Here is a 25,382-nt window from a genome sequence, read left to right on the forward strand (position 1 = left end):
TCTACCACCTATACCCTCTCTCGGTTGTATAATGCCGGCTCTGAAATATTTTGTTACGTTACTTCGGTAACCCCTGAGATTACAACATGAACAACAGCAGATGGGTCGGCTTTATAGGCGGCACGATTGTCTTACTTAGTACCTTTATCCTCTTCGGATCTTCCGTCCACGCTGCTTGGTACCGAATCCCTGCGGAAGCCATTCATGGTATCGCCTTCACTCTGGCTTTTGGTTTAGGGTTAAACAGCCTACTGGCGTACGCGACGGCAATGCTTACTCTCGCAGCGCTATTCTACATAGGTTTTGTTGTTGGCTACCGTATTCATCAGAAACTTAAATAAACTTCTGTCTCAACCTGAGCTTAATAACGGATACTTGATAACTAAAAAGGGAGCAAAGGCCCCCTTCTCAGATATCAGCATATAGATGTTCTATGCCCGTTTTAATCATTAAGGTGGTATACCCTCAACGATTGTTGCATGCCGAAAACATCATCACCTAAATACTCAACCGTCATTGGAATGTTGGTCAGCAGAGTAAAACTGGAGTCACTGAACCTTCCATCAACATCACTTTCCAAATGAACAAAAAACGCAGGCTTATCCGCAACCAATGTAATTTGGCTACCCTCAATCGAGACATCAATATTGGCTTTCGCTATCGGCAAGGTTTTTAGCTCGTGAGTACTAAACCATGTGTTGCTTATTCTGTCTTCACCGATTTGCGCTTCAACATAGAGGAAGCCTGACGTAAGTTCATCCTTCTCAACCGATTCATCCAATTGCCACAAAATCGTATTGCTGTCTGCTATGGCTGTTTGTTCTAAGCTCCAACATTGCTTTTCTTCCCCTTGCCAATCTACCCACTTAAGCAGTGCGTTGACGCTTGCGGGCTCTTTGGCATCATTGAGCAAATGCAGGCTCAACTTGCCTGTATGCTCGGAAAATACCAAATACTGCGGCGCAAAAAAGCGTTTTGCATGGTAGTGCAACTGCTTCCATCGACCACTGTATTCCAAACTAGACCAAGAACTGACAGGCCAGTTGTCGTTGAGTTGCCAATACAACATGCCGCGACAAACTGGAGAAATGGAGCGCCAATGATCGCACGCAGTTTTGATCGCGATTGCCTGCTGAACTTGGCTTAAATACAGCATGTTCTCGAATCCAGAAGGAAAACGAAAATAACGCGTGAACATCTCTGTGATGATACTGTTACCACGAGGATTCTTCTGATGTTGTTCAAAGGTTAGGGACGTGATATTCCAATCTTGCTCCGGGACAAACTGCTTAACTTCTGCAAAAGATGGCCAAGATTGAAAACCAAACTCAGAGCAAAAACGAGGATTCACGTCAAGGTAGGCATTGAATGATTTTCCTGAATGCCAAACGTCCCAAAAGTGCATATCACCTTTACTATCATCATGCCACGCGTCACCGAAATCTAGTTCACCATTACACGGGGAACTTGGCCAGAAACGACGAGCGCTATCTTGTTCGGTAATCACCTGCTCAATCATGCGGTTGAGGCGATCGTAGTTAACCGTGTATTTGACTTTGTTGTGCTTAGATTCTTCGTACCAACCAATAGCTCCAATCACTTCATTATCACCACACCAAAGTGCTATTGATGGGTGCTCTTTAAGCCTCGATATTTGGTATCGAAGCTCACCTTCGACCTCTTTTAAGAAGTCATTATCAGATGGGTACAGTGAACATGCGAACATCATGTCTTGCCATACTAACAAGCCGAGCTCATCACACAGATTGTAAAAGGTTTCACTCTCATACTGACCACCGCCCCACACACGTATCATATTCATGTTGGCGTCAACCGCACTTTGCAAAAGGTTGCGATAACGTGTTTCGCACTCTCGCCCCGGCATTGCGTCAATAGGGATCCAGTTGGCGCCTTTGGCATTAATTGGTACGCCATTGACGATAAATTCCATCGCAGAGCCATGTTCATCAGCTTGGTTATTTAGGGTTAACTGACGCAAACCAACGTTGCGCGTTAACTTTTGCTCTCTGCAAGAAATGGTAATGGGGTAAAGATAAGCTTCGCCATAACCCGATGGCCACCAGCGTTTAGGCTCCGAAATGTGGAACTGGCAATGATAGTGACCACTTCCTTTTGTTTGAATGCATTGACGCTCGCCATTAAATTCAACCATCATTTCATGGCGTTGACTGTCCGTTTCAACTTCAACTTCAACTTCAACTTCAACTTCAACTACTACATCAAGAAACACACTCCCATCGGCTTGCCAATGCTGCTCTGTCGAAAAGCCTTTGAGCCAAAGCTCATTCACAATGTCGATTTGAATGGGGTCGTAAATACCCGATACCATCAAGCAAATGCCCCAATCCCATCCTGAATGACATTGCGTTTTTCGGATCAAATTCATATGCAGAATTTGATTATTTCCCATTGCGGAAGGGATTGGGAAAGGCAATTTTTTGGCGCGTTCCACACCTTCTATATCGACTCTGGCGAATTGAACAAGAACAGTATTTATGCCCTGTTTTAAATAAGGTTTGATATCAACTCGTTGTTGAGTAAACATGTTGCTGCAAGTTAGTGCTAACTCACCATTAATATAGCAGGTTGCCAAGGTATCGACACGAGTTAGCGTCATCCAAACTTGCTTGGCAGACAACGTAAACGCGTCGACTTCAAACTCACGCGAGATATGCCACTCACACTCTTCAATCCAACGAACTTTGTTTTCATTATCGGCAAAATAAGGATCCGAAATGCGCTCTGCTTGTAAAAGCGCCGAAATATTATCGCCCGGAATAGACATTGGAATTTCAATATCGGGACGCTGTGGCGAGGTAAGCAACCACTGTCCATTAAGTTCGAAATGAGCCATTGAGTAAACCTCAGTTTGGAGAAGAAACATGTTTGCTCAATGTAATCCTGAGTAATCCATGCAAAAACAAGGGAAATGTTATTTACATACGAAATGCGGTGCACTTCACGTAAAAACACTTTCCTTTGATCTCTACCCAAAAATCAGCAACTTGGCTAACCTGTTAAAAATTAATCGAAATCTAAGGTTATATTTGCAACTTCGACATGTTAACATCATCGGCTTTTTGAACATCCTCACACTTTTCGTCGAAACGATGTGAGGGGAAATGCACGGCTTCATAGCCCTAAAAAGCGAAGTAATTATGTCAAATATGACGAATGCCGCCTCCCACACAGCGCCTATTCAGGATGCTGACTATTCTGCTATTCATCCCCCATCTCTGCTCAAGCGCCTCGAACTCACCAATCCTGTCTTTTGGTTAAGTGGTAGCTTCCTCACTCTATTCGTTTTACTTGCCCTAACGAATACCGACTCTCTAACCGCAATGGTTAACACCGGCTTCGGCTTTGCTACTAAATATTTCGGAGCTTACTGGCAAGTACTGCTTCTTCTGAATTTCCTTATTGGTTTGGCTCTTGCGTTTGGTCGCACTGGTTATGTGCGTCTAGGTGGTCTAGCGAAACCTGATATTGATAACTTTAAGTGGTTGTCAATTGTACTCTGTACCCTACTTGCAGGTGGTGGTGTGTTCTGGGCCGCTGCTGAGCCTATCGCGCACTTTGTGACTGCCCCACCTTTATACGGTGAAGCCTCACCGAAAACTGCCGCAATCAATGCCCTATCTCAGTCTTTTATGCACTGGGGCTTCTTAGCTTGGGCGATCCTTGGTGGTCTATCTTCCATTGTCTTAATGCACTTGCATTACGATAAAGGCCTGCCTCTTAAGCCGCGTACTCTGCTTTACCCTGTGTTTGGTGATAAAGCCATTAAAGGCTGGATTGGTGATGTTGCTGACGCATGTAGCATCATTGCAGTAGCAGCAGGAACCATCGGTCCTATCGGCTTCTTAGGTTTACAAATTAGCTACGCGCTAAATTCATTGTTTGGCCTGCCAGATACGTTCGTAACGCAAAGTATGGTTATTATGGCTGCGATCCTGATGTATACCCTTTCCGCACTGAGCGGTTTGAGCAAGGGTATTCAAATCGTCAGTCGTTACAACATCATTTTGTCTGTACTGTTAATTGGTTACATCCTGTTCTTCGGGCCGACAAGCTTTATCGTTGATGGCTACGTGCAAGGCGTTGGTCGTATGGTGGATAACTTCTTCCCTATGGCACTTTACCGTGGTGATACAGGCTGGCTAAGCTGGTGGACAGTATTCTTCTGGGGTTGGTTTATCGGTTATGGCCCAATGATGGCGATCTTTATTGCTCGTATCTCTCGTGGTCGTACAATTCGCCAATTAATCATGTCTATTAGCATCGCGGCACCGCTGATTACTTGCTTCTGGTTTAGTATCGTTGGTGGCAGTGGCCTTGCGTTTGAACTTGATAACCCTGGTTTGATTTCATCTGCGTTTGAAGGCTTTAACTTGCCTGCAGCACTGCTAGCGATTACTGGTGAATTACCTTACCCAATGATCATTTCGGTTCTGTTCCTGATCTTAACGACAACATTTATCGTGACGACGGGTGACTCAATGACTTACACAATCAGTGTAGTGATGACGGGCTCAACAGAACCAAACGCAGTGATTCGCTCATTCTGGGGCTTGATGATGGGTATTGTCGCTATCGCGCTTATCTCAATGGGCTCTGGTGGTATTTCTGCATTGCAGTCTTTCATTGTAATTACCGCCGTGCCTGTGTCTTTCATTTTGCTGCCAAGCATTTGGAAAGCGCCTGGCATCGCAAGTAAAATGGCAAAAGAGCAAGGACTAGTTTAAACCGCCTCTCTAACCAATATGCGAAAAAGAGCCCTTCATTGGGCTCTTTTTAATTCTGCACTTTATCCTACGCTATCAATGCGAATCATCACTGCATCTGGACGCCAATACTCGAATTCGCAGTCCATTAATTTGCCATCTTGTTTGTAGTTTACTCGACGAATTTTCAGAACCGGCTGTCCTTCAGCCAAGTTCAACGCTTTAGCGACATGAGCAGGTGCTGACGTTGGAATCACATCAAAACGAGAGCGCTTTGTCTCGTAGCCATACTTCTCACGATAAATACCCGTCAGTGACATGATGAGGTTCTCGGACAATATACCTTCAAACAGTGCTGATTTGAGTATATTTTCAACAAACAATACCGCTCGCCCATCAATAAAACGTAACCGTTCAATCACATAAATTGGGGTCATTCTCTCAACCTCTAACGATTTTGCATACTCACCTGCGGCCATTTCACTTCGCACGTTGAGTAACTTGGTTTCTGCAATACGATGCTGCTCTCGAATCATCTGATGGAAGTGAGAACGAGACAACGGGTTGTAACAGATCCGCTCTGGAGATACGTACCAGCCACGACGCTCTTCTCGGTAGATCAGGCCTTCAGTTTCTAAAGACACCAATGCATCTTTGATAGTGATTCGAGTCGTAGAAAATAGCTCACTGAGCTCCCTTTCTGATGGCAGCTTTTGCCCTTCCGACATGATGCCGGAAAGAATCTGCTGCTTTAAGCTGCTTCTAATTTTTCCTAATTGGGTACCAAATTGGCTGGTGCCTGTCGCTCTCATTCTGATCTAGTCCAACGATAATTTGATGAACAACATAAGGCGTGTGCGTAACAAAAATATGACATTAATCAACAGAACACATACCGAGCGTATGAAATATAAGTGCCATAGAAATTAATAAAAACTGTCAAATTACTTGCTCTAAATCGTCATATTCCATCCATAGCATACAAAGCGAACTTACTGACCTAGTCCAGAAGGATGGAGACAATGAAAACTTTGCTAAGTCGTTCAATTACCGCACCAGCGGCAATCATTGCGGTAACGCTCGCTGCGCCAACAGTAGCGAAAGAAGCCGATATTGAGTCATTGGTTACCGCAGCACAAAAAGAAGGGGCGGTTTACAGTGTAGGTATGCCCGACAGTTGGGCGAACTGGAAAGACACTTGGGCTGATTTAAAGTCAAATTACAACCTTAAGCACCAAGACACGGATATGAGCTCGGCTCAAGAAATCGCAAAATTCGCAGCTGAGAAAAAAAACGCGACCGCAGACATTGGTGACGTAGGCTTTGCCTTCGCACGTGTAGCGGTTAAAAAAGGCGTCACTCAGCCATACAAACCAACAACTTGGAATGACATTCCAGATTGGGCAAAAGACGAAGATGGTCATTGGGCACTTGCTTACACTGGCACTATTTCTTTTATCTCCAACAATAACCTCGTAAAAGACGCGCCAAAAACGTGGGATGACCTATTAAAAGGCGACTACAAAGTGACCGTAGGTGACGTCGGCGTAGCAGCACAGGCAAACAACGCAGTTCTCGCCGCAGCGTTCGCCAACGGTGGGGACGAATCCAACCTCAAGCCTGCGCTCAAGTTCTTTTCTGAACTCGCGAAGCAAGGTCGTCTTTCATTTACCGATCCGAACATCGCCAACCTAGAAAAAGGCGAAGTGGAAGTGGCGATCATGTGGGACTTCAATGCGTTGAACTACCGCGACAAAATTGACCGCGACCGCTTTACAGTGAGCATTCCTCAAGATGGCTCTGTGATTTCTGGTTATACAACCATAATCAATAAATACGCGAAGAACCCTAATGCAGCAAAGCTTGCTCGTGAGTACATCTTCAGCGATCAAGGGCAAATCAACTTAGCAGAAGGTTATGCGCGTCCAATCCGCACCAACATCACACTGCCTCAAGCAGTGCAAGACAAGCTAATTGCTAACGACCAATACAGCAATGTTCACCCAGTGACTGACTTCTCAGCTTGGGAAAAGTCCGCACGTAAGCTGCCACGTCAATGGCAAGAAAGTGTCTTAATCCACCAGCAATAAGAGTAAGTCGTTATGAGCAATAAGGTCATCCTTGTTGTTCTAGATGGACTGAACTATCAGGTAGCCCGTGATTGCATGGGCTACCTCAATGGTCTTCTAGAACAAAGTCGTTCCCAACAAGAAACTCGCGCAACGCTTTATCCTGTGCAGTGTGAGTTGCCCTCAATGTCTCGCCCACTTTATGAGTGCATTTTAACGGGCGTTCGCCCTGTAGAAAGCGGCATCGTAAACAACAATATCGTTCGTCTATCCAAACACGATTCCATTTTCAGTTTGGCAAAAGCCCAAGGCAAAGTGACCGCTGCGGCTGCCTACCACTGGGTCAGTGAGCTTTATAATCGCGCGCCATTTGAACCTGTTCGCGATCGTTTCACGCATGATGAAACCCTGAATATCCAACACGGCTGCTTTTACCATTGGGATCATTATCCTGATGAAGCCTTGTTCCTGGATGCAGAGTATTTACGTCGCAACTATAAACCTGATTTCTTACTGATCCATCCGATGAATATCGACGATACAGGACATAAGTTTGGCCTAGACTCTCGCCAATACCGCAATTGTGCGCGAGGTGCAGACATTATTCTTTCCAACTACATCGAACAATGGCTTGCTGATGGGTATCAAATCATTGTGACCAGCGATCATGGCATGAACAACGATCTTTCTCACGGTGGGATTTTACCTGAAGAGCGAGAAGTTCCTCTGTTTGTCATTGGCGATAAGTTTACCCATCAGGATTGTCATATTAAGCAAACTGATATTTGTGGCACCGTTTGTCAATTGCTAAACCTTGACCACACGAAGCCATACACTCAGGAATTGTTAGCACTATGAGCAGTTCTGTCCTCTCCCCAAGCTCTAGCGAATCACGCTCAAATTTGGCAAATACTTGGTTAAAGCGCTTTAAGCCAGCCATTTGGTTAGTGCCTTTCGCGCTGTTTTTCTACCTATTTCAACTCGCACCGATGATTTGGGTACTGTTAAACAGCTTTATCTACGATGGCGAGTTTGCCTTAGATAACTACATTGAAGTGCTCGACTCCGCCTTTATGATGCAGGCGTTTGGCAACAGCTTGTGGTTAGCTGTGTGGTCGAGCATTTTTGGCTTAGCCATTGCGACTTTGTTGGTCTCTTCTCTACGCAGAGTCGATTCTAAAGTCCGCGACGGTGTGATTGCGTTTACGAACATGAGCAGCAACTTTGCGGGCGTACCTCTGTCATTCGCTTTTATTATTATTTTGGGCACCAATGGGGCGATTACCCTTTTGCTCAAGCAGTATGGCTTACTCGGTGATTTCGACCTTTATGGTAAATGGGGCCTGCTGGCCATTTACATCTACTTCCAAATCCCGCTGGCGGTGTTGTTGCTCTACCCTGCGTTTGACGCGCTGAGTGATGATTGGCAAGCAGCCGCTGCGCTACTGGGAGCCAAAACATCACAGTATTGGGCGAAAATCGCTCTGCCAGTGCTCTCACCAGCCTTATTCGGTACCTTTATTATCTTAATAGCCAACGCAATCGGCGCATATGCGAGTGTTTATGCGTTGACCTCCGGTAACTATAACGTCATCACAATTCGAATTGCGAGTCTGGTATCGGGAGACCTGTTCCTTGAACCTAATCTCGCCGCTGCAATTTCGGTGATTCTAATGGCGTTACTTGCCTTTATCACAGTGATTAACCAATGGCTCATTTCGAAAAGCTATGCAGGTAGGAAGTAGTCATGCACAACGTTAATACTCGATTCCATAAAACAGTGGTTTATTCCATTGTTGGGATCATGCTCATCCCGATTTTAGCGACCTTTGTCTATTCGCTTTCATCACGCTGGGGCGCCACGGTGCTTCCGGATGGTTTCACTTTTGATTGGTACGTTAAATTGCTGACCGACCCACGTTTTTTGCAAGCGTTTGGGCGTTCGCTGTTTATTTGTATTGCTTCGCTAACCCTCAGTGTGCTTCTGGTTCTGCCAGCGATATTCGTGGTGTTTTACTACTTCCCGAAGCTCGATAAGCTCATGAACGTACTAATTTTGCTACCATTCGCTGTACCACCAGTGGTGTCATCCGTCGGCTTGCTTCAACTTTATGCTGACAGTGAAATATCTCTTATCGGTACCCCTTGGATTTTAATAGGCACTTATTTCACCATCGCGTTACCGTTCATGTATCGTGCGATTTCTAATAGCTTCGAAGCAATTAACCTTAATGATTTAATGGATGCTGCACACTTGCTAGGGGCAAGCACAACCAAAGCGTTTTTGATGGTCATTTTACCTAACCTCAAAAAAGGATTGATGGCATCGCTTTTCCTTTCATTTTCATTTCTATTGGGAGAGTTTGTGTTCGCCAATATTTTAGTCGGCACACGTTATGAAACCCTGCAAATCTACTTGTATAACATGCGTCAGACGAGCGGCCACTTTACGTCTGCCTTAGTGATGACCTACTTCCTATTTATTTTTTTCCTGACTTGGTTGGCAAGTCGTTTCAGCCGAGGAGTCAAACAATGAGCTACGTAACAGCGAAAAATCTGACTAAACGTTTTGGTGATAACACCGTATTTGAGGACATTCACTTTAACATCGAGCAAGGTGAATTTATTACGCTTTTGGGCCCTAGCGGTTGTGGTAAATCGACGCTACTTCGCAGCCTTGCAGGGCTTAACCCTGTCGATGGCGGCGAGATTTGGGTAAACGGAGAAGATATCACGCATCAAGTCCCGCAAGAGCGTGGTATTGGGATGGTCTTTCAATCGTATGCGCTGTTTCCCAATATGACCGTTGAAGGCAACATTGTATTTGGCTTAAAAATGAAAAAGCTTGCGAATGATGATATTCGACGTGAAGTAGCTAAAGTCATCAAACTGGTGGATCTGGCAGGTAAAGAAAAACACTATCCACATCAACTTTCTGGCGGTCAGCGCCAGCGTGTCGCACTCGCCCGAGCGTTGGTGGTTAAACCTCGCATATTATTGCTTGATGAGCCACTTTCTGCGCTTGATGCCAAAATCCGCAAACATCTTCGTCAGCAAATCCGAGATATTCAGAAAGAGATGAATCTCACCACTATCTTCGTAACTCATGACCAAGAAGAGGCGATGATTATGTCTGATCGTATCTTCCTAATGAGTAAAGGGGAAATTGTTCAAGCAGGAACACCTGAAGAAATTTATACTCATCCTGCTAACGAGTTTGTGGCTGGTTTCATGGGACACTACAACCTTGTAGAGGCCAATAAAGCCAAGCAACTATTCAACATTGATACCGAATGGAAAGTAGCGATTCGCCCAGAGTCTATATATGTAAAAGAGCAAGGTCGTCAATATGAAAGCCACATCTCAGCGCCACAAGTAGGTACGATCACCAACCACCAACTTCTTGGTAATGTTATTCGCTATCAAGTGAACGTTGAAGAGTGTGAGCTCACTGTGGACTTGCTTAACCGCTCTTCAGAACGCTTACTAGCGAATGGCAGCCAACTAGAGCTACTCTTTAACCTAAACGAAATTCAACCAGTGAGAGCCTAAACATGTCCAAACCTTTGTATGTTTTTGATATGGATGAAACCCTAATAAACGCTGACTGCGCAATGGTTTGGAACGAGTTTATGGTTGAGAGAGGCATCGCGACTGATCCTTTATTTATTAAGGAAGATCAGCGTCTAATGGCCTTATACTCTGAAGGCAAAATGGACATGGAAGATTACCTAGCGTTCTCCATGAAGCCACTAGAAAACATGCCGATTGAAGAAGTAAACGCCTTGGTTGAAGAATGTGTTGAAAGCCATATTCTGGCTAAACAGTTTCCTCAAGCCAAAACCCTGATTGAGCAACTGTCTCGTGATGGTATAGATATGGTTATCATCTCTGCCAGCGTCACTTTTTTGGTGGAAGCCGTTGGTCGCCGTCTTAATATTCCAACCGCACTCGGCATCGATTTAATCGAGAAAGACAACCGTTATACTGCTGAAATCGACGGTGTCCCTAGTTATCGTGAAGGTAAAGTCACGCGCTTAAAACAGTGGCTAGAAAATCAGCCTGAGCCTTATTCTGAAATCCATTTCTATACCGATTCAATCAACGATTTGCCTTTATGTGAATACGCAGATTACACCTACCTGGTAAATCCATGCCCACGCCTCAAAGAACACGCGAATCGATCACATTGGACGCTATTACGTTGGAATTAGCCTTCGGTCTTTATAGCAATAAAGGGCAGCTAACTGCTGCTCTTTTCCTTTAATTGCCTGGTTATACGTGAACTCAAATTTGAGACCATCGAAAAACAAACACACCAGTAACAAAATGGCGTAAGCCATGTCGAATTATTAAAAATAATGAAGATTTAGCAGTGTGATATGACAAGATTTATATAACCAAAATGGATAAAGAAAGGGCCATCTATATCTCATGATGTATTCAAATTCGACAGTCAAGCATTCCAGGAACAATAGAACAACATATTCACAATCCAGACTAACGATAATGAAAACATTGATTGAAGAATTAACATTTTAACAATCATTGCAACAATGTTAACTTTAGCTCCGTTGGTCGCGCTGGTGGTAAGCCTCTCACCAAGCCTATTGTCAGTTTTATATGGACGTTCGACCACCTCCAAAATGAATAGACACCCAATTTGGTGCCCTTTATTACGCCCGCAGAGGAAATTCTTTGCGGGCTTTTTTCTTTAAGTTGAAAGTCAGAGCGCACAGGATCAATTCTATTTGGTCAATCTCTCTACCTTGGAGGTAGTATACGAATCAACAAGCGGAGACAATTCTAGTAACTCTAACACCTTTTTCTCAAAGGTTTCATCAGCACTTCTCACCCAATCTAAAAACTTTTTTTGAGCAAACATAGGCTCGATTTCGTATAAAAACTCGATACTAAAGTAAAACTCATTTTTAATATGCAAATTGTAAACTCTTCGATAGTCCTTCTTATACTCCAAGTTACCTTCTACGTATTTTGAGTACGTTTTCTCTCCAACATCAATAGCCTGGCATTTAATTGGGGGGTAGCCGCGAAGAAACTCTCCTACGAGAAATTCTTCTTTCGCTCTCTTTTTTTCTTCGCTTATCGGCTTTAATCCCCAGCGATGATTTGCGTAATCGATAGCATCATTCATCATCTCTGTATGATCTCCTTTCTTAGATCCTTCAGGAGACTCTAGAGCATGATAAAACTCCACATACTCTTTTTCTATGAATGAAGACAATTGATTGACGGAACTAATATCCTCATTGGCAGACTTGATCCTTAGCCTAATATATAAACCACCTTGTTTATTTATAGGTAATAGAGGGTTTAATATTTTTTTTTGAAATGAGAAATAAATAGAAGCCAATTTTATTAACTTTTCATGCCGTTCTTCTTTTGAGTCAACATCGAATTGTTTTAACTCCACAAGATCTTGGTATACATGCCCTTCATATATATTGTTCGGACACTCAAATGACAATACTAAGTCATCTATCTGGAATACATTATGTAGCAAGTTTGAAAAATCTGGCTTTCCTCGAAAGCCATCTTTACAAGTTTTAATAAGGCCCATATTTCTAACTCTTGTTCTTTAAATATGCATCAATACCTTTAAACGAGAGCCTGCAATATGAGTTCTAATTCAAGTAAAGGTAAGGCACATACTAAGGTATGATGAAGGTCAAAAAGGAGAACGGATCTTTTCTAAATTTAAAATATCTAACATCGCCTCCAGTTTACTGAAATCTACACTTTTAAAAGTTACATCCGCTCCAGCGATAGCTCATCAAACACGCCAACGATTGATAATAAGCTTGAGGCTCTGAGACCACCTATGAAATGAGAAACAAAAAAGCCAGCCTTAAAAGGCTGGCAAGTAGAGCAAAAAGGTCAATGCTTACTGCTAACTAGCACTGAACTCGTATTGGATTCATTTTCGTCTGTTAGTCTCTTTATCGGCAGTTATGACTTGCTTGCTTTCTCTTTGTGGCACGTTACCTTTACTAACTGTTCTTGCTCATCTTTAATGTTTTTCACGATACGCTCATCGCGTGCGTGGATGGCATCCATATTCATTTGCTGAATATCTGCTACAGCTTCATGCTTCATTTCAGAAAAGTCCTGACGTAAATCTGAGCTCCACTCCTCTTTGTCTAAAGTGTTAGCAGCAGCGATTGGTGATGACATTACAACAATAAGACTTAGAGTAGATAGAAATACGCTTTTCATAATAAGCTCCTTGAGGATTAGCAGTTCGTTTTAGTTACAATTTATATACTGCACATACGATGCCAACTTTTATTTTGTTATTTTTCAACAACTTAACCAAGGCAATATATTCATCATTATCTCCATCTGGTAAATTTCGCTAACCAAGTGTTAAATTAACCAAGAGAATTAAACACGCAAAAGTATTCATAAAAAGAATAGTTTATCAGGAGATTTTCTCGCTGTTCTTTCATCGAATAAATTACGTAACAACCCACTCTAGAACTGCTTTGAATCAAAATACAGAAATAAAAAAGCAGCCCGAAGGCTGCTCCTAATCGTTAACATCAAGCTTGTTAACTCTATATATTTACTTCAACGCTCGACGTCACTGGCGACTTTCTGAAACGATTGATAAAGCGATGAATAAACCCCTTAATCGATCTGAAAATATTTTTAATATCTTCAAGCATTAAATACAAACAAGGCACCAGCACTAAAGTCAGAACCGTTGCGTACAACACCGCAAAGCCCAAAGCTACAGCCATTGGTATGACAAAACGCGCCTGCAAGCTCGTTTCAAACATAATCGGCAATACACCCGCAAACGTCGTTATGGAGGTGAGCGTGATCGCTCGAAAGCGTGCACAGCCCGCTTCAACCACCGCTTGTTTGATGTTCATACCCTTTTCTCTCACTTGGTTTACGTAATCTGTCATAACTAGAGAGTCGTTGATAACCACGCCAGCAGCGGCGATCAAACCAAATGTCGACATCATACTGATATCCAAACCTAGCCAGAAGTGGCCCCAAATCGCCCCCGTCAGACTAAATGGAATGACTGACATTACAATCAACGGTTGGGTGTAACTTTTTAACGGTACGGCTAACAAGATGTAGACGATGATCATGCCTGCAATAAAGAACAGAATCTGTTCATTACGCTGTGCTGCCTGCTCTTCAATATCACCACCCAATTCCGTTTTCACACTCGGGAAGACTTGCTTCATGTCCGGTAAGATATTGTCGTCAATGACCTTCACGATTTCTTGAGGTTCAACCAATTCTTCGTCTATCGAACCATAGACATAAACGGTTTGATACCCGCCTTCACGTCGAATGCTACTCACGCCCGGCTGCTCGTTGATCTTAACCACATCACCCAGCATGACCTTCTTACCTGCTGGCGTGGTAATCACAGCGTAACGTAATGATGAAAATGCTTCACGTGTCAGTTGCGGGTAACGCACCATAACTTTGATTTCTTCACCATCACGAATAAGACGCTGTGCTTCACCACCGTAGAAGCTGCCACCCACTTGCTCTGCGATCATGGTGAGATCCAGCCCGAGATCGTACGCTACAGGCGCAAGAGAAAGGAGAACTTCTTTGCTTCCTGAATCAATAGAAGATGAAATATCGTATAACCCTTCTTCCTGCTGTAAACGCTCTATCAAGTAACGCCCGGCCTCGTTCAATTCATTAATATTAGAACCAAACAGCAAGTAACCAAACTCATCTCTGTCACCACCACCCGCGCTCTGCTCACGGATTTTGATGCTCTTTATTCCAGGAATAACTGGCATAGCTTCACGCCAACGTCGAGCAAGCTCAAATGTATTGAACGGGCGTAATTCCTCATCAACCAATGGCACTAAAACACGGCCTTCGGTACGGCTTCGGTTGTACGAAAGCACATCACGAATCATGCCTTGACCATGTTCTGCGATGGTCTCTGATTCAATTTTTTGCATCACACGTTCGATGGTCTTAAGAGCGCTGATTGTCTGCTCGCTTGAAACGGTATCGTTCATTTCAATAGTGATCGCAGGATAGTCAGTAGGCACTTTAGGGTTAGGGATCACCCGAACATAATTCGCGTTGATCAAAGCCGCACTGATCAGCAGTAAACCGCAAAACACAGCAAACACTGTCCAGCGCCAATGCGTACATGTCGTGACAAAGTTACGATAAGTGCCGTTTACAAAGCCAAAAAAGCGTTGGTTAAATCGGTCACGCCAGCCACCAGGTTTAACTGGCTTAAAGTGGGTATGTGCGAGGTGAGCAGGAAGGATTAACTTCGATTCAATCAAACTGAAGATCAAACAAAGAATCACAACGCCCGCAATACCATAGAAGAAAGCACTGTCAATACCGCTAGACAACAAGAAAGGGGCAAACACGGCAATTGTGGTTAAAACGCCAAAAGTAGCTGGCGTGGCAACACGTTTGACACCGCGAACCACATTTTCGACGCCACCGCCTTTTTCTTCAATTTCGCTGTAGGCGCTCTCTCCCATCACGATGGCGTCATCGACCACAATACCGAGCACCATAATGAAGGCAAAAAGAGATACGATGTTTACCGTGATCCCTAATGCAGGCATCATCATCACCGCGCCAAGAAAACACACTGGCAGCCCAATCATTACCCACATTGCCAAGCGAAAGCGCAAGAAAATGGTCAGCATAATCGCCACTAAAGCTGCGCCTTGCAGCAAGTTTTTCAACATCATGTCGAGACGACCATTTAAATAATAGGTCGTATCCACTAAGACTTTGAGCTTAACGTCCTGCGGCAATGTCTTGTTTTTTGCTTCGATATAATTACGAACAGACTCGGCAACAGGGATAATGTTCTGATCACGAGTCGCTTCAACAGACATGTAGATCGCATTTTGCCCTGAGTATTCAAAGTAGCGCTCTTCTTCCGTAAAGCCATCTTTGATCGTGGCGATATCTTGCAGTAAAACCTTCGCACCATTTGCGCCAAGCTTTACAGGAATATTCCTAAATTCATCACCACGGTAGTACTGATTTTCAATCCTTACTGCGATCATCCCTGAGTTTGTTTTGACTTCGCCCGCAGAAAAGTTGGCAGAATAACGACTGATCGCGCTGCTGATATCGCTCAACGTCAAGTCGTATTTACGAAGAACGAGTGGATCAACTTCAATCGCTATCTCTTCCTCTGGTGCACTCAAATACACCAACATGACATTTTTGAGTTGAAGTAATTCATCCTCGACTTGCTTAGCAATGGGTTTGAGCTCTTCAAGCGGTCGGTCCCCAACTAACCCCATTTCGATTACATCTTGGCGCCACTCAACTTGGTAGACATTGATCGGTTCCATGCCGGCAGGTAAGTTGGATAAAGTATCAATGCGTTGATTTACATCATCCAAGACACGCTTGATATCAGCATTAACGTCTACCTCGATAGAGACATACGCGCTACCTCTAGAGGCCGTTGAGACCGTTTTTTTAATCCCGGTGACATCTTTAATCGATTCCTCAACCTTAACGAGAATACTTTCTTCAATTTCTTGAGGTGAAGCGCCAGGATAAGTCGCACGAACATCAATGTAGTTCACCTCAATGTTCGGAAACATCTGCCTTTGAATAAAGAGAAAACTCACCACACCCATGATGATGATGAACACCATCAAAAGGTTGGCAGCGACGGGGTTATTCGCAAAATAAGCAATTAAGCCCTTTTGTTTAGTATCTTCCATGACAAACTCCTACTTACTGTACGACGGTTTCGGAGTCGTCACTCTTTTTTGCGATTTGTACCGCCATGCCTTTTTGAGGGTACTCCGGCAAGGTAAGTACCAACTTATCACTTTGCTCTAAGCCTTCCCCCACGAGTAAAAACTCACCTTCTGCTCTCAAGACCGTTACCGTCCGAGGTTGAAGTTGATTCTCACCATTCACTACCCATACCGTGCGATTTTTGACTAATTCCTGCGGCAGGCGATAGATATGCTTTAGCTCCTTACCTGTGAAGCTCACTTCAACGTAGGAGCCAAATTTAATTGGAGGCTGCTGATTATCAATACCATATGGGTCAGCGATTTGAATGACCATGTTAATCATTCGGGTAGCGCTATCAATCATGCCTAAATCACGAACAACTCGACCTTCTCTAGTGGTAGAAAATACACCTTGCTGCGTCACTGTCGCGGTGAGCTCACCAATGGATTCGGGTAAAAATGCACTATCAAAACCGGCAATTGGTACATGCACCTCCGCCACTTCAATGTTATTTAGCGTTGCAACTCGAGAGCCAGATGTTACAAATTGACCAACACCAATGTCACGCTCAACAACCAGCGCATCGTAAGGTGCAACGACTTTGCAATTTTCTAAATCTCTTTTTGCTCGTTTGAGTGCTGCTTGAGCCGACTTCACTTGCGCTTGCGCGCTCAAAACCTGAGGCTTACGTAAATACAGGTCTGTCACTTGCTTATCGCTCAGTCTCTTGGCCTGGCGTTTTGCCACTTCCGCTTTGGCTTGCTCCTCAATTAAGCTCGCACGTGCGCTAGCTAAATTGGCTTCGGCTTGCAAAACCGACGCTTCGTAGTTGTCACTTTCAATCGTGAACAGTACTTCTCCTCGTTTCACGATCCCACCCGTTACAAAATTAGGGTGCCAACTTATCACTTCACCACTGACTTGCGCGGAAAGGTGTGTTTTTTCAAAAGGGACTAACTCACCATGGCTGGTTATCACCACTTTATGATCGGTAGGAAAAAGAGAAGAGGCCTGAACGGTAGGCTCTGTAATGGCATCTTTGGTTGACTCTTTTTCCGGAGCTGTCGCGGCGATTGCAGCATATCCTGCATAAGATCCACCAACGACAACGAAAGGTAAAAGCCAACGTAATACGGGTTTTGCTAACATCGAAAATCCTTTTTTATTGTTGTTTTCATCACCATGCTTTTATTAAATCTTTGACTCCCTGTAAGCATGATGGTGAGGGAATTACATTTGAATAGACGTCAAAGCAGCGCGTACCTTGCTTTTTCGGTTGCTAACTACAGAGTTATTGCCAATTCAAAGTTAATAAATTTAACAAAAAATTAACTAGCTTCGCAAGTTGCCCTGACTTAACTCTTCTTTTAAATAGCAAGGGACGTGCCAGGCATTTATTTATTAAAATTCAAGTAGTTATTATTACTCAACTATTTTAACCAGTGTGCTATTGGTCATAATCACCAGATATTAGTGATTATGACCAATTCAGACACAATCATAATTAAAATAAATAATTATCTGCGTTCAAAAAGGTGAACTTAATCCCGAGAACATGACAATTCATTGATTAATAGCCCGTTATCCAACCTTGTTGGATGCACGCTGCGGCAACTTAGGTCTATAATTTCCGATAAGTAACACTCTGTAAGACAAGGAAATGTACTTTGTTACATACACTCGCTAAGCTACTCTTCCCTTCTTTATTCACAATTTTGTCGGCATGTTCATCCGTGTCATTGAACGATCCCAGTGAAAAATCCACTAGCTTCCAACTTGGGTATCAAGGTGACTCCGTGCTTGCACAGTACTTTGAAGCTTACGGGAAAGACCCAAAGTCAATAACTGGCTTTTCCCCGTTAAATCAAGGACACGATGCCCTTCTTGCTCGCACCTCTTTAATCGAGTCCGCACAAAAAAGCCTTGATCTTCAATACTATATTTACCGTGGTGACGAAACGAGTCAGCTAATAACGTGGCGCTTGTATGAAGCGGCAAAGCGTGGAGTCCGAGTAAGGCTGTTGCTTGACGATATGCAAAAGCGAAACGATGACGTGATGGCAGCCCTCAATGCACATCCTAATATCGAAATCCGCTTATTCAATCCGCATCAGTATCGCGACTCCCGCTGGTTCGCACTTGCCAGTGACTTTGAACGTCTTAATCGCCGTATGCACAATAAATCTCTGATTGCAGACAGTGTTTCTGCCATTGTCGGGGGTAGGAATATCGGCAATGAGTACTTTTCTTTTGAATCACAAGTCGAATTTGGTGATTTTGATCTACTGCTCTATGGTGAGGCGGTACAACAAACTGCAGATCAGTTCGACCTCTATTGGAATAGCGCCTATGCGATACCAATGGAATGGATAACACCGGACTCACAGCAAATTACCGACCTGGCGATTCAAAAGCAGGTCGACAAACTCCAGCTAGAGGAAAAGTTCTCAACCGGCCGTTATGACTTCACTAAACTGGATATGTACCAAGCTCTCAAACAAGGCAATCTCAAGCTCTACTGGGGAGAAGCAAAAGTATGGTTTGACTTACCCGATAAAGTTGCGACCCGAGAGAGCCAACTTATTGATAATTTAACAGAGCTGGTTAAAAGTGTTGAACATTCATTTGTTCTTATCTCCCCCTATTTCGTCCCAACCGAAGTCGGCACTCAAGCATTGAGTAACGCGGCCAAGCGAGGTGTTGATATCACGATAGTGACCAATAGTCTCGCCTCTAACGACGTGTTTGCCGTGCATGGTTGGTACGCAAAATATCGAACAGACCTACTCGAAGCTGGGGTCAAGCTATGGGAAGTAAAAGCGAGCGCGAAACTCAAAAGCAAGTGGAGCCTCACGGGGAGCAGCAGAGCAAGTTTACACGCAAAAGCAATGACGATTGATGACAAAACGCTGTTTGTTGGCTCGATGAACTGGGATCCACGTTCAGCCGCTTTGAATACCGAAATGGCCGTTGTTATCGAACAGCCAGAATATGTGCAAATGTTTCTAGAACAACTGCCGAATCAATTGTCGAATAACGCCTATGCCTTAACTCTGCGCGACGGAGACATTGTCTGGACTGACATAAAAACAGGCAAAGAATATGATTCTGAACCAGAGGCCGGAGTATGGCGAAAAATGGGCGCTTGGTTCTCCGGCATATTGCCAATTGAAGATCAGCTATAACAATTGCCAATGTTTCAAAACCTCCCCGATAAAGCAATACAAGAATGGACACTAGATTTGGGGAAACACAATAAATACAAGGAAGTTCAATGTCAGCACAATGGAACGAGTACTATCAGAAAATTTTAAACCAACCTCACCGCCCAAACGTAGAAAATGCCGTAAACCTACTGAAACTCGAGAGCAAAGTCGCTCTTGATATTGGCTGCGGAATAGGTCGAGACAGTCATTTCCTCCTCGAACAGGGGTTTAACGTTCACGCATTTGATAGCCATGGAGATGCAGTAAAAACTTGTTTAACACGCTTTGAAGGCCAGAAGCGTTTCTCAATTTCACAGTGCTGTTTTACTGAGTTTGACTACCCTCAATGCAGCCTGGTTATCGCGAATGCCAGTTTGTTCTTTTGCCCGGACGAAGGCTTTGAGCAAGTTTGGACCAAAATAGACAGTGCCTTACAACCTGGCGGTATCTTTTGCGGTGATTTCTTAGGAGTAAAAGACTCCTGGGTTGCATCAGAAATGCATCCGAACATTACCGCATTAACGAAAAAGGAAGTGGAAAGTTTATTCGCGGATTACGAACTCATTTCATTGAATGAAAGAGATGAAGACGGAACCACAGTAGTCGGAAGCCCAAAACACTGGCACATGTTTAGTGTGACCGCTCGCAAGCGCTAAAAGCGGTCTCTCAAGAAAGCAGCACTTCAAATCAGTGCTGCTATCAGCGATTAATTGACTGGATACACCACTTCAAAACGTTCCAAAACTAGCGTACGTTTCTCATGCCAATCTATGTTCAACTCATCGCATTCAGCTTTAAAAAATGCAGTATGCGCGTCACGCCACCAGTTTAAGGTTCTATCACCTTCGCCTTCTGCGTAGGCAAACTCTGCGGTTACATCCTCATATTTGCATGTGCTGACATCAGTAATTCGTATTACACAAACGGGGGCCCCGTTCCAATTCATGACGACTTGTAAATGACCCACTTGTGGCATGCTTTCGCCATGCTCTCGATACCAAAGCTCCATACTGCAAGAGGCGGTTTTCTGTCCAATTCGAACCAAATCGGCGCATACGTTGGCGTTGTATTCATCGGCACAATAATAGTCAGCACTAACTGATGGTACGGCTGCTCTTTGTTCTGGTGATAATACTTTTAGATACTGCTCTAAGTAATCCTTAGCTCGCGCGTCCATGCTCACTCCATTAATCATAAATTCGCAAGGAGAATAAAAGATATCTCGACAAATAACCACAAGGAACAAACTGAAAAACAACAAGAATATGACTTTTACGTAGACGACAATTATTTCTTTTGTAATAACTTTGCTAAACGTTTGTGCTATTTGCTATTGTTGCATGGTCTATCTGTACTCTTCTCGTGAAAGGACGTTTTATGCGCTTATTTATTAGTATTTTTTTCTCGCTGATACTTGCCTTGCCGACAATGGCATCGGACGAAAAGTATTCAGAATCGGATCTGTTAGATAGACCATTAATGGAACGCTATATTTTAGATGAGCTAAAAGCACTGCGTCAGGACTATCAGAGCCTAGAAAAACGAATGATCACAGAGATCACCGATCGCGAGCTGACGGTTGCGGATAAATCGTTGAACTATGCCAACGTGACCGTAACCTACTTCTTCTACATCATCGCAGGTGTCGCATCGCTGATCGCCTTTGTAGGCTGGCAATCTCTGCGTGAGTTTAAACACAACACCAAAGAGATGGCGGATAAACGATTAGAAAAGATCGCCCAAGAATACGAGAAGAAATTTGTAGCACTGGAGCGAGATTTAAAACGCAAAACTCGAATTATCAGTGAAAACAATAAAGAAATTGAGAAAATCAACGAGATCCATAACTTATGGTTGCGTGCACAAAGCTCACAAACACCAGAGCAACGTATTGAAATCTATGATGAGATCTTGCTGATTCGCCCAGGTGATTTAGAAGCGTTGACTTACAAAGCAGACGCCGCGATGGAAATCAACGAATACCACTGGGCACTGAGCATCTGTAACCGCGTACTTGAAGTCGATTACACCAATGGTCCTGCACTGTATCAACGCGCTTGTGCATACTCTCGTCTTGGCATTGAAGAGCAAGCCATTGAAGACTTGGAACGCGCTATTGAATACAGCCCATCTATTCGTGACTTGCTTGCCGAAGAGCGAGACCTCGAATTGCTGCATGGTAACGAGCGCTTTGAAAAGCTCTTACACCTAGCAAACGAATAATGGAATGAGCAGCATGAGTAGTCACTTTAACTTAGAAGACGCCAGCCAAGTGTTGGTTGGCGCTTTTGCCCTCGCCGTACCCATCTCTTTTTCTGAAGAGGCGTGGCGACTGGGTGAAAGCTTGCCAATGGCAAACCTGCTCATGCTGTTAAGCCTTTCTGTCATTTTCCTCAGTTTTTTCGCCTATCAAAGCGTGTTCCAAAGCCACATCAAAAATCGCGTATCCATTTTTATTTTTCGTGTGGTTATCGCGTACCTCATTGCGGCCGTTGTGGTGGCGTTAGTTCTTTTCTGTCTTGATAAGCTGCCACTAATGAATGAGCCTTTGGTTGCGATAAAACGGGTCATCGTCATCACAATGCCGGCGTCAATGGGCGCGATCGTGGTGGACAGTTTCGACAAAGAATAGGAATAACACCTACTCTTCTAACGTTAAGTTAGAACCCGAGTGGTCTTTGCCTAACACATCTTCTGGGTTTCGCAGCGCGCAGGTTTCTAACGACAAACACCCGCAGCCAATGCATCCACCCAAATCGTTTTGCAGGGCTTTGAGCTTTTGAATTTTTTGCTCCAACTGTTCATGCCAATGGCTCGCCATGACTTCCCATTGCTGTTTGTTTGGCGCTTGATGTTTCGGCAGCTCATCTAGCGCATGTTTGATTTCTTCTAACGACAACCCCACTTGCTGTGCCGCTTTAATCACCGCAACACGGCGCAACACACTTCGATGATAGCGACGCTGATTCCCTTGATTTCTCCAGCTCGAAATTAGTCCTTTTTGCTCGTAAAAATGTAGGGCAGATACTTTCACTCCAGAACGTTTTGCCACTTCTCCTACGCTGATTTCCATCCTTGACTCCCTGTGTATCAATTTTGTTAAAAAAATACTTTACCTCAAGTTTACTTGAGGTTTTAAAGTTGCACCATCTTAATTAACGCTAAACCCCGGCGATCTCAAGATAATGTGTTTAGCGCGAACGACTTGGTTGTCAAACACAGAACAGTTGGACATCAACCTTTTGAAATCCATCGGGAGTTAGAGGCAAACATAATGAAAAATAAAACTCAGCCGTACTTAGCTGGCCGCTTATTCGACAGCATTTCCTCTGGCTTGTTCATGATGGCACTGCCATGGGTCATGCTTTCCGAACCTAACATGGGTACATTCGTCGCTTTAGTTTCTCTGAGCTGCACCGCGATTTCTTTTCTAGCAACGCCTTTCTTTTCCACTTTAATTGACCGACATTCACGCAAAGTACTACTCGTGCTCAATCAATGGATTCAATCGGGTATGGCTTTGGTGGTGTTCATTGCTTATTGGTTAGGGTTTGAGTCACACTGGTTGCTGGCTTTTGCGCAATTGGTGTATTGGGTTTCGAGTAATTTTGCATGGACGACCAACAATGCCTTCACCCAAGAAAATTATCAGCACCATGAGTATGCGAAAATTTCGGGTCAGCAAGAAATTGTAATGCAATCCACGACCCTCGGAGCTGGCGCGTTGGGTATTGTTTTGCTTGAAATGTGGGGTATGAAAGAGTTTGCTTTGTTTGCGGCCAGCGCCTCTGCGTTAGCAGCGATGTTCTATATTCTGACGCCTTATACTCAACAATTAAGGGCATCAAAATCCGTTGCTTTCATCACGCAACTCAAAGAGAGCAAACAAATATTCCGTCTCGAACCCCGATTTTATGGCTTTATTCTGCTCTCTTGCCTCTCTTATCCTGCATTGACGTATTTGAGCAAACTGGTGCCGATTTGGTTTTCTGAACAAGGCATCTCTGGCGATTGGTTTGCAGGGTTCAACATCAGTTTTGGCCTCGGCTCGTTGCTAACCGGCTTTATTGTCACCAAAGTGCTAAGCCGTGCCTCCCATAGCCACATTATGTTTGCTTCGATGGTCATGGTATCTCTGGCGTTTATCGGAATGAGTTTTGCGATAAGCCCGCTGACCATCTTATTGTTTACAGCTCTGTTTGGTGTGTTTAACGCGCTAAATCGCATTGCGAGAGTCAACTGGATGCATCACACCGTAGCGGTTCATCAACGTGGTCGTGTTGATGGCGGCATCAGCATGTTTTCCACCACCATTCAATCTCTCAGTTATGTATTAATCGCGATGTTGAGTCATTACGAGCTAACACAATACGGTTTTGCAATCGCAGCTGTTGTCATGGTATTAGCAGTGGTATTGATGGGATTACTCAGCCGAGACATTGAGCCGTTTAACGATCTGCCCCTTCATGCAGCAGCAAAGTGAAACATAGAAATTGAGAAGTTGAGAAATTGAAAAAGCGAGATAGGAAGGCAACCAACATCGTCTTACTATTTTTTACGCCAGCACTTTTGCCTCTATCGCTCATCAGCAAGGTTGGGTATTCTGAGGCGACCAACATGAGCAGAAGGAATTCGCAGTGAACTTAAGACAATTGGAAGTCTTTTACGCCATTATGCAAGCAGGAACGGTGTCTGGTGCTGCTCGCTTACTGCACGTTTCCCAACCTAATGTCACTCGAGTTCTCGCCCATACAGAACAACAACTGAGCTTCGCTTTATTTGAGCGTGTAAAGGGACGTCTCGTTCCCACTCAAGAAGCCAAAGCCTTATTGCCAGAGGCAGAAAAGGTCTATCAACAACTCGGACAATTTCGCTCTCTGACCAACAAAGTCAAACAGGGAACTCAACATTTACGAGTCGGTGCCCCGCCTGTTTTGGCTGCGCACTTGTTAGCGCCGACTGTCGCGTTGTTGTCGAAAGAGCACGGCATCTCCTTTGAGCTCTTAACGGCCAATCGCGATGAGCTGTGCTCCGGGTTGCTGAAACATGAATTGGATGTCGCCATCGCGTTCGGTGAAGAAACACCACCAGCGATCATGGGGCACGTGTTATTGAAAGAAAACTTAGCACTGATCGCTCCTAAAAGCGCAGCGATACCCGCAGAAAAAGTCGTTATTTTAGAAGAACTCATCAGTCACGATTTACCCATTATCGGTTTAGATAGCCGAGACCCTCTGGGCTTATTGCTGCATCAAACCTTGTCGGCGCGTGACGAGCATTATCAACATGCCATCACCGTACGCAGCTACTCCGCGGCGGCTGAACTGGTGAAACACCAAGCAGGGTTCGCCATTGTAGACCCATGGACTGCAAAACAATATCGCCAAGATGATGCCGTTTCCGTGCATGCTTTGGAGCCAAATATGTCCTTCTCTGTCTCTATTTTATTCGCAGAGCACACGCCTCAATCCATTGCGACAAAGCAATTTATCACCGCCCTAAAACAACAGATGGTTTAAAGGTATAACCTGAAGTTATACCTGCCTAACAAATAAGCATTCGGTTTCCTAAATCAGTCTGGCTACATTAATGAGCAATAACGATGACGA

The 25,382-nt window shown here is 44.1% G+C and carries 22 protein-coding genes; 14 read left to right on the forward strand and 8 right to left on the reverse strand.

The features are described from left to right. Positions 1–86 precede the first annotated feature (86 nt). Positions 87–341 carry a hypothetical protein gene (locus ACHFJ9_RS03515; protein ID WP_046875806.1) on the forward strand — a complete coding sequence of 85 codons (255 nt, stop codon included), beginning with the start codon at positions 87–89 and terminating at the stop codon, positions 339–341. 101 nt (positions 342–442) lie between these two features. Here the strand turns inward: ACHFJ9_RS03515 and ACHFJ9_RS03520 are convergent, their stop codons facing one another. After that, positions 443–2,875, reverse strand: a complete 2,433-nt coding sequence (locus tag ACHFJ9_RS03520; protein WP_395355269.1) for a glycosyl hydrolase 2 galactose-binding domain-containing protein — start codon at positions 2,873–2,875, stop codon at positions 443–445. 304 nt (positions 2,876–3,179) lie between these two features. On the opposite strand from ACHFJ9_RS03520, the gene ACHFJ9_RS03525 reads away from it, so the two are divergent. Then, positions 3,180–4,766: a BCCT family transporter gene (locus ACHFJ9_RS03525; RefSeq protein WP_005392697.1), complete on the forward strand. Its 1,587-nt coding sequence runs from the start codon at positions 3,180–3,182 to the stop codon at positions 4,764–4,766. A 62-nt stretch (positions 4,767–4,828) separates the two neighbouring features. Here the strand turns inward: ACHFJ9_RS03525 and ACHFJ9_RS03530 are convergent, their stop codons facing one another. After that, a complete protein-coding gene (locus tag ACHFJ9_RS03530; RefSeq protein ID WP_225460893.1) occupies positions 4,829–5,557 on the reverse strand; it encodes a UTRA domain-containing protein in 729 nt (242 codons plus the stop codon). Positions 5,558–5,767: 210 nt separating this feature from the next. On the opposite strand from ACHFJ9_RS03530, the gene ACHFJ9_RS03535 reads away from it, so the two are divergent. Genes ACHFJ9_RS03535 through ACHFJ9_RS03560 form a run of 6 tightly spaced genes read left to right on the forward strand, consistent with a single transcriptional unit; the run spans position 5,768 to position 11,028 of the window. Beyond that, complete coding sequence (locus ACHFJ9_RS03535) at positions 5,768–6,835, forward strand: ABC transporter substrate-binding protein (RefSeq protein ID WP_226420382.1); 1,068 nt, start codon at positions 5,768–5,770, stop codon at positions 6,833–6,835. A 12-nt stretch (positions 6,836–6,847) separates the two neighbouring features. Next, positions 6,848–7,672: an alkaline phosphatase family protein gene (locus ACHFJ9_RS03540; RefSeq protein WP_031817525.1), complete on the forward strand. Its 825-nt coding sequence runs from the start codon at positions 6,848–6,850 to the stop codon at positions 7,670–7,672. Next, positions 7,669–8,559 carry an ABC transporter permease gene (locus tag ACHFJ9_RS03545; RefSeq protein WP_006741369.1) on the forward strand — a complete coding sequence of 297 codons (891 nt, stop codon included), beginning with the start codon at positions 7,669–7,671 and terminating at the stop codon, positions 8,557–8,559. The genes ACHFJ9_RS03540 and ACHFJ9_RS03545 overlap by 4 nt, the downstream gene beginning before the upstream one ends. 2 nt (positions 8,560–8,561) lie before the next feature. Beyond that, positions 8,562–9,350 (forward strand): ABC transporter permease, encoded by a 789-nt coding sequence (locus tag ACHFJ9_RS03550; protein ID WP_074189833.1) that lies wholly within the window; start codon positions 8,562–8,564, stop codon positions 9,348–9,350. Beyond that, entirely contained in the window at positions 9,347–10,366 is a 1,020-nt protein-coding gene (locus ACHFJ9_RS03555; protein WP_395355273.1) for an ABC transporter ATP-binding protein, read from the forward strand. Before ACHFJ9_RS03550 ends, ACHFJ9_RS03555 begins: the two co-directional genes overlap by 4 nt. Positions 10,367–10,368: 2 nt before the next feature. Further along, positions 10,369–11,028 (forward strand): HAD family hydrolase, encoded by a 660-nt coding sequence (locus tag ACHFJ9_RS03560; RefSeq protein ID WP_395355275.1) that lies wholly within the window; start codon positions 10,369–10,371, stop codon positions 11,026–11,028. Positions 11,029–11,561: 533 nt separating this feature from the next. Here ACHFJ9_RS03560 and ACHFJ9_RS03565 read toward each other — a convergent pair. The 4 genes from ACHFJ9_RS03565 to ACHFJ9_RS03580 all read right to left on the reverse strand — a co-directional run bounded on the left by ACHFJ9_RS03565 (position 11,562) and on the right by ACHFJ9_RS03580 (position 17,716). Further along, a complete protein-coding gene (locus ACHFJ9_RS03565) occupies positions 11,562–12,395 on the reverse strand; it encodes a hypothetical protein (RefSeq protein WP_053808077.1) in 834 nt (277 codons plus the stop codon). A 389-nt stretch (positions 12,396–12,784) separates the two neighbouring features. Beyond that, positions 12,785–13,051: a hypothetical protein gene (locus ACHFJ9_RS03570; protein ID WP_046873807.1), complete on the reverse strand. Its 267-nt coding sequence runs from the start codon at positions 13,049–13,051 to the stop codon at positions 12,785–12,787. A 341-nt stretch (positions 13,052–13,392) separates the two neighbouring features. Next, complete coding sequence (locus tag ACHFJ9_RS03575; RefSeq protein ID WP_395355277.1) at positions 13,393–16,545, reverse strand: efflux RND transporter permease subunit; 3,153 nt, start codon at positions 16,543–16,545, stop codon at positions 13,393–13,395. A gap of 13 nt (positions 16,546–16,558) precedes the next feature. Further along, positions 16,559–17,716 (reverse strand): efflux RND transporter periplasmic adaptor subunit, encoded by a 1,158-nt coding sequence (locus ACHFJ9_RS03580; RefSeq protein WP_047008042.1) that lies wholly within the window; start codon positions 17,714–17,716, stop codon positions 16,559–16,561. A gap of 518 nt (positions 17,717–18,234) precedes the next feature. Here ACHFJ9_RS03580 and ACHFJ9_RS03585 point away from each other — a divergent pair. Together ACHFJ9_RS03585 and ACHFJ9_RS03590 are read left to right on the forward strand one after the other, a co-directional pair. Then, positions 18,235–19,752, forward strand: a complete 1,518-nt coding sequence (locus ACHFJ9_RS03585; RefSeq protein ID WP_046873810.1) for a phospholipase D family protein — start codon at positions 18,235–18,237, stop codon at positions 19,750–19,752. Between the two features lie 89 nt (positions 19,753–19,841). Further along, on the forward strand, positions 19,842–20,429 hold the full coding sequence (locus tag ACHFJ9_RS03590) for a bifunctional 2-polyprenyl-6-hydroxyphenol methylase/3-demethylubiquinol 3-O-methyltransferase UbiG (protein ID WP_237310749.1): 588 nt from the start codon (positions 19,842–19,844) through the stop codon (positions 20,427–20,429). A gap of 50 nt (positions 20,430–20,479) precedes the next feature. On the opposite strand, the gene ACHFJ9_RS03595 is transcribed toward ACHFJ9_RS03590, so the two are convergent. Then, positions 20,480–20,950 carry an ASCH domain-containing protein gene (locus tag ACHFJ9_RS03595; RefSeq protein ID WP_395355280.1) on the reverse strand — a complete coding sequence of 157 codons (471 nt, stop codon included), beginning with the start codon at positions 20,948–20,950 and terminating at the stop codon, positions 20,480–20,482. Between the two features lie 200 nt (positions 20,951–21,150). Between ACHFJ9_RS03595 and ACHFJ9_RS03600 the strand changes: the two genes are divergently transcribed. Both ACHFJ9_RS03600 and ACHFJ9_RS03605 read left to right on the forward strand, forming a co-directional pair. Next, entirely contained in the window at positions 21,151–21,996 is an 846-nt protein-coding gene (locus ACHFJ9_RS03600; protein ID WP_172605937.1) for a tetratricopeptide repeat protein, read from the forward strand. Positions 21,997–22,009: 13 nt separating this feature from the next. Continuing rightward, complete coding sequence (locus ACHFJ9_RS03605) at positions 22,010–22,405, forward strand: DUF2391 family protein (RefSeq protein WP_005373896.1); 396 nt, start codon at positions 22,010–22,012, stop codon at positions 22,403–22,405. A gap of 9 nt (positions 22,406–22,414) precedes the next feature. On the opposite strand, the gene soxR is transcribed toward ACHFJ9_RS03605, so the two are convergent. Next, positions 22,415–22,846: a redox-sensitive transcriptional activator SoxR gene (soxR, locus tag ACHFJ9_RS03610; protein ID WP_005392679.1), complete on the reverse strand. Its 432-nt coding sequence runs from the start codon at positions 22,844–22,846 to the stop codon at positions 22,415–22,417. 201 nt (positions 22,847–23,047) lie between these two features. Here soxR and ACHFJ9_RS03615 point away from each other — a divergent pair, with 201 nt between their 5' ends. Beyond that, on the forward strand, positions 23,048–24,256 hold the full coding sequence (locus tag ACHFJ9_RS03615) for an MFS transporter (protein ID WP_395355283.1): 1,209 nt from the start codon (positions 23,048–23,050) through the stop codon (positions 24,254–24,256). 154 nt (positions 24,257–24,410) lie between these two features. Next, positions 24,411–25,292: a LysR family transcriptional regulator gene (locus tag ACHFJ9_RS03620; RefSeq protein WP_085343285.1), complete on the forward strand. Its 882-nt coding sequence runs from the start codon at positions 24,411–24,413 to the stop codon at positions 25,290–25,292. Positions 25,293–25,382: the final 90 nt, after the last annotated feature.

This window comes from Vibrio sp. D3 (assembly GCF_043995865.1).
Lineage (GTDB): Bacteria > Pseudomonadota > Gammaproteobacteria > Enterobacterales > Vibrionaceae > Vibrio > Vibrio diabolicus.

What these genes read in the sequence shown, in the direction of transcription:
- ACHFJ9_RS03515 (WP_046875806.1), top strand. Translation starts at nt 87, where the DNA reads ATGAACAACAGCAGATGGGTCGGCTTTATAGGCGGCACGATTGTCTTA.
- ACHFJ9_RS03520 (WP_395355269.1), bottom strand. Translation starts at nt 2,875, where the DNA reads ATGGCTCATTTCGAACTTAATGGACAGTGGTTGCTTACCTCGCCACAG.
- ACHFJ9_RS03525 (WP_005392697.1), top strand. Translation starts at nt 3,180, where the DNA reads ATGTCAAATATGACGAATGCCGCCTCCCACACAGCGCCTATTCAGGAT.
- ACHFJ9_RS03530 (WP_225460893.1), bottom strand. Translation starts at nt 5,557, where the DNA reads ATGAGAGCGACAGGCACCAGCCAATTTGGTACCCAATTAGGAAAAATT.
- ACHFJ9_RS03535 (WP_226420382.1), top strand. Translation starts at nt 5,768, where the DNA reads ATGAAAACTTTGCTAAGTCGTTCAATTACCGCACCAGCGGCAATCATT.
- ACHFJ9_RS03540 (WP_031817525.1), top strand. Translation starts at nt 6,848, where the DNA reads ATGAGCAATAAGGTCATCCTTGTTGTTCTAGATGGACTGAACTATCAG.
- ACHFJ9_RS03545 (WP_006741369.1), top strand. Translation starts at nt 7,669, where the DNA reads ATGAGCAGTTCTGTCCTCTCCCCAAGCTCTAGCGAATCACGCTCAAAT.
- ACHFJ9_RS03550 (WP_074189833.1), top strand. Translation starts at nt 8,562, where the DNA reads ATGCACAACGTTAATACTCGATTCCATAAAACAGTGGTTTATTCCATT.
- ACHFJ9_RS03555 (WP_395355273.1), top strand. Translation starts at nt 9,347, where the DNA reads ATGAGCTACGTAACAGCGAAAAATCTGACTAAACGTTTTGGTGATAAC.
- ACHFJ9_RS03560 (WP_395355275.1), top strand. Translation starts at nt 10,369, where the DNA reads ATGTCCAAACCTTTGTATGTTTTTGATATGGATGAAACCCTAATAAAC.
- ACHFJ9_RS03565 (WP_053808077.1), bottom strand. Translation starts at nt 12,395, where the DNA reads ATGGGCCTTATTAAAACTTGTAAAGATGGCTTTCGAGGAAAGCCAGAT.
- ACHFJ9_RS03570 (WP_046873807.1), bottom strand. Translation starts at nt 13,051, where the DNA reads ATGAAAAGCGTATTTCTATCTACTCTAAGTCTTATTGTTGTAATGTCA.
- ACHFJ9_RS03575 (WP_395355277.1), bottom strand. Translation starts at nt 16,545, where the DNA reads ATGGAAGATACTAAACAAAAGGGCTTAATTGCTTATTTTGCGAATAAC.
- ACHFJ9_RS03580 (WP_047008042.1), bottom strand. Translation starts at nt 17,716, where the DNA reads ATGTTAGCAAAACCCGTATTACGTTGGCTTTTACCTTTCGTTGTCGTT.
- ACHFJ9_RS03590 (WP_237310749.1), top strand. Translation starts at nt 19,842, where the DNA reads ATGTCAGCACAATGGAACGAGTACTATCAGAAAATTTTAAACCAACCT.
- ACHFJ9_RS03595 (WP_395355280.1), bottom strand. Translation starts at nt 20,950, where the DNA reads ATGGACGCGCGAGCTAAGGATTACTTAGAGCAGTATCTAAAAGTATTA.
- ACHFJ9_RS03600 (WP_172605937.1), top strand. Translation starts at nt 21,151, where the DNA reads ATGCGCTTATTTATTAGTATTTTTTTCTCGCTGATACTTGCCTTGCCG.
- ACHFJ9_RS03605 (WP_005373896.1), top strand. Translation starts at nt 22,010, where the DNA reads ATGAGTAGTCACTTTAACTTAGAAGACGCCAGCCAAGTGTTGGTTGGC.
- soxR (WP_005392679.1), bottom strand. Translation starts at nt 22,846, where the DNA reads ATGGAAATCAGCGTAGGAGAAGTGGCAAAACGTTCTGGAGTGAAAGTA.
- ACHFJ9_RS03615 (WP_395355283.1), top strand. Translation starts at nt 23,048, where the DNA reads ATGAAAAATAAAACTCAGCCGTACTTAGCTGGCCGCTTATTCGACAGC.